This is a genomic window from Immundisolibacter sp. (assembly GCF_041625615.1).
Lineage (GTDB): Bacteria > Pseudomonadota > Gammaproteobacteria > Immundisolibacterales > Immundisolibacteraceae > Immundisolibacter.
Window position 1 is genome coordinate 1 of the sequence record NZ_JBFJTF010000118.1, and the last position, 7,246, is coordinate 7,246.

At 66.5% G+C, this 7,246-nt stretch carries 8 protein-coding genes; 3 read left to right on the top strand and 5 right to left on the bottom strand.

The genetic code is table 11. The annotated features are described in order from the left end of the window. The 5 genes from ABYX71_RS09300 to ABYX71_RS09320 form a co-directional block, all read right to left on the bottom strand. A partial coding sequence (locus tag ABYX71_RS09300) for an alpha-hydroxy acid oxidase (protein ID WP_372696223.1) occupies nucleotides 1-920 on the bottom strand: 920 nt, incomplete at its 3' end. Then, nucleotides 917-1,276, bottom strand: coding sequence for a gamma-butyrobetaine hydroxylase-like domain-containing protein (locus ABYX71_RS09305; protein WP_372696224.1), 360 nt, complete (start codon nucleotides 1,274-1,276; stop codon nucleotides 917-919). The genes ABYX71_RS09305 and ABYX71_RS09300, both read right to left, overlap by 4 nt. Further along, nucleotides 1,273-1,965: an HAD family hydrolase gene (locus ABYX71_RS09310; RefSeq protein ID WP_372696225.1), complete on the bottom strand. Its 693-nt coding sequence runs from the start codon at nucleotides 1,963-1,965 to the stop codon at nucleotides 1,273-1,275. The genes ABYX71_RS09305 and ABYX71_RS09310 overlap by 4 nt, the downstream gene beginning before the upstream one ends. After that, the gene (locus ABYX71_RS09315; protein ID WP_372696226.1) at nucleotides 1,962-2,951 is read right to left on the bottom strand and encodes a PdxA family protein; all 990 of its coding nucleotides are present in this window, start codon (nucleotides 2,949-2,951) and stop codon (nucleotides 1,962-1,964) included. Before ABYX71_RS09315 ends, ABYX71_RS09310 begins: the two co-directional genes overlap by 4 nt. Before the next feature lie 113 nt (nucleotides 2,952-3,064). Beyond that, a complete protein-coding gene (locus tag ABYX71_RS09320; RefSeq protein ID WP_372696227.1) occupies nucleotides 3,065-3,454 on the bottom strand; it encodes a hypothetical protein in 390 nt (129 codons plus the stop codon). Nucleotides 3,455-3,657: 203 nt separating this feature from the next. Here ABYX71_RS09320 and ABYX71_RS09325 point away from each other — a divergent pair, with 203 nt between their 5' ends. The 3 genes from ABYX71_RS09325 to ABYX71_RS09335 form a co-directional block, all read left to right on the top strand. After that, nucleotides 3,658-4,476 carry a p-hydroxycinnamoyl CoA hydratase/lyase gene (locus ABYX71_RS09325; protein ID WP_372696228.1) on the top strand — a complete coding sequence of 273 codons (819 nt, stop codon included), beginning with the start codon at nucleotides 3,658-3,660 and terminating at the stop codon, nucleotides 4,474-4,476. Between the two features lie 3 nt (nucleotides 4,477-4,479). Beyond that, the gene (locus tag ABYX71_RS09330; protein WP_372696229.1) at nucleotides 4,480-5,637 is read left to right on the top strand and encodes an acyl-CoA dehydrogenase family protein; all 1,158 of its coding nucleotides are present in this window, start codon (nucleotides 4,480-4,482) and stop codon (nucleotides 5,635-5,637) included. Nucleotides 5,638-5,740: 103 nt separating this feature from the next. After that, nucleotides 5,741-7,246, top strand: a 1,506-nt coding sequence (locus ABYX71_RS09335; protein WP_372696230.1) for a class I adenylate-forming enzyme family protein, incomplete at its 3' end; no start/stop codon positions are given.

Genomic DNA, 7,246 nt, shown 5'->3' on the forward strand with positions numbered 1-7,246 from the left:
AGAATGACTTCACCGGCACCGCCGACGGCGTCGACCACGCTGCCGAGCACGCTGATGGTCGACGGTGCGCCGTCGAGCTGGCGCCCGCCGTGGTTGGACACGATCACGCCATCGGCGCCGGCGGCCACCGCCTGACGCGCGTCGTCCGGACGCAGGATGCCCTTGACCAGCAGCGGCAGGTCCCATTCGGACCGCAGCCACTCGATGTCGGCCCAGCTGATGCTGGGGTCGATCTGCGTGTTCATGAAGGTGGACAGGGCCACCACGTTGCTGTCCTGGCCGCCCCAGCCGACCAGGTTGCCCAGGGTCTGGTGACGGTGCGGCAGCATGCGCCACAGCCAGCCGGGGTGACGCAACAGGTCGGCCGCGGTGCGGCGCGAGAAGCGCGGCGGCACGGTGAAGCCGTTGTGGATGTCCTTCTCGCGCTTGCCGCCGCGGGCCAGGTCGACGGTAACCACCAGTGCCCGGTAGCCGGCGCCGCGGGCCCGCTGCAGCAGGCTGCGCGTGAATTCGCGGTCACGGAACAGGTACAGCTGGAACCACAGGTTGCCCGGCGCGGCCTCCATCACCGTTTCGAGCGCATGGCTGGCGGTGGTGGACAGCACCAGGGGGATGCCCGCCGCCTGCGCCGCGCGCGCCAGCGCCAACTCGCCCTGCGGACGCACCAGTCCGCACAGGCCCATGGGCGCGATCAGCAGCGGCAGCGCGATCTGCTCCCCCAGCAGGGTGGTGCCGGTGTCGATCTGGCTGGCGTCGGTCAGCACCCGGGGCGCGAACCGCAGCGGCTCGAAATCGGCCGTGTTGGCGCGCAGGGTGATTTCGCGCTCGGCGCCGCCGTCGACGAAGTCGAACACCAGGCGCGGCAGGTAGTCCCGGGCCGCCCGGCGCAGGTCGTCGACACTGGCATGGACCGCGTTCATGGCTGACGCGTGGCCCCGGCCTGGGTCAGCCGGTCCAGGTACCGCTGCCACAGCGTTTCCCGGTCGCGGCCCAGGCGGTACAGGTAATCGAAACTGAACAGGCCGCTGTCGTGCCCGTCGGAGAAGGTGATCTGCACCGCGTAGTGGCCGACCGGTTCCAGGGCGGTGATGGCAACCTCGCGCTTGCCGGTGACCAGCACTTCCTGGCCCGGGCCGTGGCCCTGCACCTCGGCCGATGGCGAGTGCACCCGCAGGAACTCCGCCGGCAGCTCGAACACGCCGCTGTCGGCAAAGCGCAGCTCCAGGGTGCGCGCGGCGCGGTGAAGCACGATGTCGGTCAGCTCCGGTGCGCTCATGCACTCCCCCAGCGTTGGCACAGCGCCGGCAGCTGAGCCGGCGCGTCGATACGGGCGTCGGCGCCCCAGGTGGTGATGTCCTCGTCCGGCGGCAGGTAGCCGTAGGCGGCCACCACGGTGCGCGTGCCGGCCGCGCGGCCGGCTTCGATGTCGCGCCGGTCGTCGCCGACGAACACGCATTGCGCGGGCTCGACACCGAACCGCGCGCAGGCCAGCAGCACGCCTTCGGGGTCGGGCTTGGGGCGCGCCAGGTGGTCCGGCGTGATCAGGCAGTCGGCATCCGGCCAGGCGCCGAGCGCCCGCAGCACGGGGGCGGCGAAGCGCTCCATCTTGTTGGTGACGATGCCGATGCGCAGCCCACGCTGGCGCAGCAGCGCCAGCACCTCGGCAAACCCTTCGAACAGCCGCGCCTGACCGGAGCAGCAGTCGGCGTAGATCGCCAGAAACCGGTCGCGCAGTTCCACATAGCGTGCATCACCCGGCCGCAGGTCAAGCCCGTAGCCGAGCATGCCGCGCGCGCCCTGCGACACGTAGGGCCGCAGGGCGCCGGCCGGCAGCGGCGGCTGGCCCAGCTCGGCGCGCAGGGTGTTCATGGCCTGCGCCAGGTCGTCGGCGGTATCCGCCAGCGTGCCGTCGAGGTCCAGCAGCACCACCGCCGGGGGTGCCAGGTCGCGGGCCGGCACGCTCACGCGGTGGCGGCTTCCCGGTAGAAGCCCGTGCCGGCGCCCAGGCTCGCGGCATTGCGCATGGAGGTGAGCATCATTTCGTGGTTGGCGATGCCCTTGCCGACGATGTCGAAGGCCGTGCCGTGTGCCACCGACATGTGGATGTACGGCGTGCCGAGGATCATGGCGCAGTTGCCGACGAAGCCCCAGGTCTTGACGGCAATGTGGCCCTGGTCGTGGAACATGCACAGCACCACGTCGTACTTGCCGTCGATGCACCAGCGGAACACGCTGTCCGGTGGCGCCGGGCCGGTGACGTCGATGCCTTCGGCCTTCGCCTTCTCGACGCCGGGCGCGACCTGCTGCGTGTCCTCTTCGCCGTAGGCGTGGGCGTTCAGTCCGGCCACGACGATGCGCGGGTTGGGAATGCCCCAGCGGGTGAAGTCGTCGTGAATGGTGCGAAGCGCCTTGTAGACGAGGTCCGGCGAGATGATGTCGCACACCTGGCGCAGCGGGATGTGGTCGGTCAGGTGCACCACGCGCAGCGGGCCGGTGATCAGGAACAGGTAGGTCTTGCCGACCTCGACGCCGACCACCGCATCGAACTTGTCGGCCATCTTCAGGGCGTCGGTGTTGATCGGCCCCATGATGGTGGCCTGCACCTTGCCGGCCAGGGCCAGTTCGTCCATTTCCTTCAGCCAGGCGGCGCTGGCGTGGCCGCACTCGGCGTTGGCCTTGCCCAGGGTGATGTACTTCGGATCGAGTTGGCCGGTGTCGTAGACGTCGATCACCTTCGGGTCGAGGCCGACGCCCTCGACGTCCGTCACGCGGCGCACGGTGACGTCGTACTTGAGCATGTCCACCGTCTGCTGCACCGATTCCACCGAGCCGACCACCAGGGGCCGGCACAGGGCGTGGATGTCATCCAGCACCAGGGACTTGACCACGACTTCCGGGCCAATGCCGCAGGGGTCGCCGATCATGGTGGCGACGATGGGTTTGTTGTGCATGTGACGTGTCTCCTCGCATGCGCCGGGGCGCCGCAGACGGCGTGGGGCGTTTAGGGTGTGGGTATCCGCGCAGGGCGGTGCCGGGCCGTTGCGGCCGACACCGGGGGTGTCGTTCAGTCGTTACGGACCAGCGCCTGTTTCAGGAACAGGCCCTTCAGATCGTAATCGACCTTGTTGTCCACCAGGGTGGCTACCCGGTTCAGGGTGCACACCAGGTTGAATTTCTGGCCGTGGATCATGTAGCCGTCGGCCGGCATCAGGCTGTGCGGATTCTGGTTCCGGTCACGGTAGTAGTCGATCTCCAGCACGCCCTTGATGGACAGGCCCATGGCCTCGGCCGACAGCATCAGCTGGCGGGCGCGTTCTTCGCCCTCGAAACCGAGGTATTCGACCAGTCGCGCCGGGTAGGCGATGGCGTTGATGAAGCGCGACTGCTGCCAACGCAGGGCCGCCACCACGCCATTGGCTTCCATGAGGTCTTGCAGTTTTAGAGGTTGTGACATGACGCGTGTGTTCTCCGCACGTGGTGTTCGAGCCGGATGCTCGAACGATGAGCTTGTTTTCCTTGCGAATGGTAGTTCAGCGACGCCGCACTCGGCCACCGGACGTCTGTAAAGTTAACCCGCCCAAACGATCGTTATGGTCTAATTGCGCTCCCGCCGCCGGGCGGGGTTTCATCATTAACAGCGCCTGAAGGGGGCCTCCCATGTCTTACGAGTGCATCAATCTGACGATTGACGGCGATGTCGCCACCATCCAGTTCAATCGGCCCGAAAAGAAAAACTGCATGAGCCCGACCCTGCACAACAACGTGCGCAACGCGCTGGTCGAGGTCGAGAAAGCGCGCGTCAAGGTTTTGGTGATCACGGGCGTCAAGGATGCGTTCTGTGCCGGCATGGACCTCGAGCAGTGTTTCTTCGAGCCGTTCGACGATCCCGAGCGCATGGCCGCCATCAACGATGACGTGTTCACCTGGTTCAAGCACCTGAAGAATTTCCCGGCGGTGACCATCGCCAAGGTCAACGGCTGGTGCTTCGGCGGCGGCATGGAACTGGCCGGTATCTGCGACATCGCCATCGTCGCCGACGAGTCGGTATGGGGCTTGTCCGAGGTCAACTTCGGCATCTTCCCCGGCGGCGGCACCACCTGGGCCTATGCGCACAACATGCCGGCGCGCAAGAAGGCGCTGTACTACGGCCTGACCGGCGAGACCTTCACCGGCAAGCAGGCCGAGGAAATGGGCTACGCCAGCAAGTCGGTGCCGTTGGCGGAACTGGACGCCGAGACCGACCGCGTGGTGAAGATGCTCAGCCGCCTGGGTCGCACCGTGCTGCGCAAGACCAAGGAAGTCTACGAGAAGGTCAAGTGGATGGACTTCGAGCCGGCCATCGACTACGAGATGGCGAAGCTGTGGGAACTGTCGCGCGAGACCAACGACGACTGGATCCGCACCGCCCTGGCCTCGTTCAAGCGGCGCGAATTCAAGCCCGGCACGCAGTCCTACAAACTTACCAAGGACGTCTGAGCCATGGACTTCGAACTGAGCCAGGATCAGCGCATGCTGGTCGATCTGTGCGAGAAGATCGCCCAGCAGTTCGAAGACAGCTACTGGCAGAAAATCGACGAGGAGTACGGCTTCCCGCGGGAGTTCTGGAGCACCCTGGTCGACCAGGGCATCCTGGGCATCACGGTGCCGGAGGAGTACGGCGGCAGCGGGCTGGGCATGGTCGAGATGTGCCTGGCCGCCGAGGCGCTGTCGAGCAACGGCGGCGACTGCGGCGGCATGTTCGTGGGCGGGCCGGTGTTCGGCGGTTGCCTGATCAATGGCGCCGGCACCCCCGAGCAGAAGGCCAAGTACCTGCCGGGCATCGTACAGGGCGAATTGTGGGCCGGTGGTTTCACGGAGCCGAATTCCGGCTCCAACATCACCACCATTCGCACCGAGGCGCGCAAGGAAGGTGAGCACTATCTGGTCAAGGGCCAGAAGATGTACATCTCCAACATCAAGGTGGCCAGCCATATCGGCATCATGTGCCGTACCGCGCCGTACGACCCGGCGCGGCGCACCGAGGGCGTGTCGCTGCTGGTCGGCGACCTGCCGGGGGACGGTCTGGAGGCGCGTCCGCTCAAGAAGATGGGTAGCCACTTCATGGACACCAACGCGGTGTTCTTCGACGACTTCAAGGTTCCGCAAGAGAATCTGGTCGGTGCCGAGGGCAAGGGCTGGAAGGCGCTGTACGGCGTCCTCAACCCGGAGCGGCTGGCCATCGCCGCCAGTTGCATCGGTACCGGCAACTACCTGATCCGCAAGGCGGTGCAGTACGCCAGCGAGCGTTCCATCTGGGGCAAGCCGCTGGCCACCCATCAGGGCCTGCAGTTCCCGCTGGCCGAGGCGCGCATCCAGCTGGAATGCGCACGCCTGAAGGTGTACGAAGCCGCCTGGCTGTACGATCAGGGACGCGAGTGCGGCGTGCAGGCCACCACGGCCAAGTACGCGGCGGCGCATGCGTCACTGTATGCGGCCGATCGCGCCATCCAGACGCTGGGCGGCGCCGGCTACATCAGCGAGTCGGGCATCGAGCGGCATTACCGCAACCTGCGCCTGAACCGCATCGCGCCGGTCACCGACGAGATGACGCTGAACTACATCGCCCAGCACGATCTGGGCATGCCGCGCTCGTATTGAGCCCGGCGCCTGCCGCAATGGCGGGATCGGCGGCGGCTCATGGACGAGCCGCCGATATTTATCGTCAGGACATTTTTTACGCTGCCTTTTTGAGGGGGACGAGATGACACGCGACACCAACCTGCGCGACATGCTGCACCGCGCGGCGAAGTGGTTTCCGAACAACGAGGCGGTGGTCGACGACCTGTACCGCTACACCTATGCGGAGCTCAAGGACCAGGTGCAGCGCATGGCCAAGCTGCTGCACACCCGGGGCGTGCGCAAGGGCGACCGTGTGGCGCTGCTGATGTATCCGTCGGTGCAGCACGTGGTGGCGCTGTTCGGCGCATTTGAACTGGGGGCGGTGCCGAGCGCGCTGCACTTGCGCGAATCCCCCAAGATCCTTGCTGCCGTGCTCGAACGGCTGTCCCCGCGCGTTCTGGTGTATGACGGCGCGCTGGAGGAGCTGGCGGGCGAGCTGCGCCGCGCGGCACCCGTGGTGAGTTCCGCCATTCGGGCCATTTCCGAACTCACTCCGCCCGACAAGCGCGACAGCGGCGACGACCCGGTCATCCCGCGCGACCTCGACCAGTACACGCTCGATTTCGAACCGATGCCCATCTACGGTCACGACACGTCGATGATCGCGCTGTCGTCGGGCACCACCGGTGTGCCCAAGGGCATCATGCACACGCACCGCACGCAGATCGAAAGCGCGCGCGGCGGCGCCTTCGTGTTCGATGCCGACCCGTACGCCTGCATCGTCAACGTGTCCACCACCGCCTTCATCGGCTGGTACAACTGCACCATCCCGTTCCTGAATGCGGCCAGCAAGATCGTGTTCATGGCCCAGTGGGACGCCAAGCGGTTCCTGCAGAAACTCCAGGACGAGCGCGCCACGTTCGCCTTCCTGGTACCCACCATGTGGCGCATGCTGTTCCGCGAGGACCTCGACAACTACGACCTGTCGAACCTGAAGAAGGCGGGCTACGCCGGCGAGCCCATGGATACCCGCACCATGGGTCTGGTGCGCGACAAGATCTGCGGCAACATCATCAACATCTACGGCACCACCGAGACCGGTTCCTGTGCCGGCGGCACCATGATGTACAACGAGGACTACCGCGACCCGAGCAAGCAGGAGAGTGTCGGCAAGCCGTTCCTGAACGCGGACGTGCGCGTCATCCAGCCCGGGGGCGCGGTCACCGACGAGGTGGCGCCGGGCGAGGAAGGCGAGGTCATCATCCGTGGCCTGTCGGTCGCCTCCCAGGTGTGGGATCAGCCGCAGCTGGCGCGCAAGATTTTCGACGACGGCTGGTGGCGCTCCGGCGACATGGGCGTGCTCGATACCGACAACTATCTGTACCTGCGCGGCCGTATCGACGACATGATCATTTCCGGCGGCATCAACGTGCTGCCGAGCCAGGTCGAGGAAACGGTGCTCGGCCACCCGGCGGTCAGCGAGTGCGTGGTCATCGGCATTCCGGACGAACAGTGGGGCCAGCGCATCGCGGCGTTCGTGGTGGCCAAGGAACCGGTGACCGCAGACGAGCTCAAGGCCCACGTCGACGCCACCGACCTGTCGCACTACAAGCGCCCGCGCGAGTACCACCTGGTCAGCGAGCTGCCG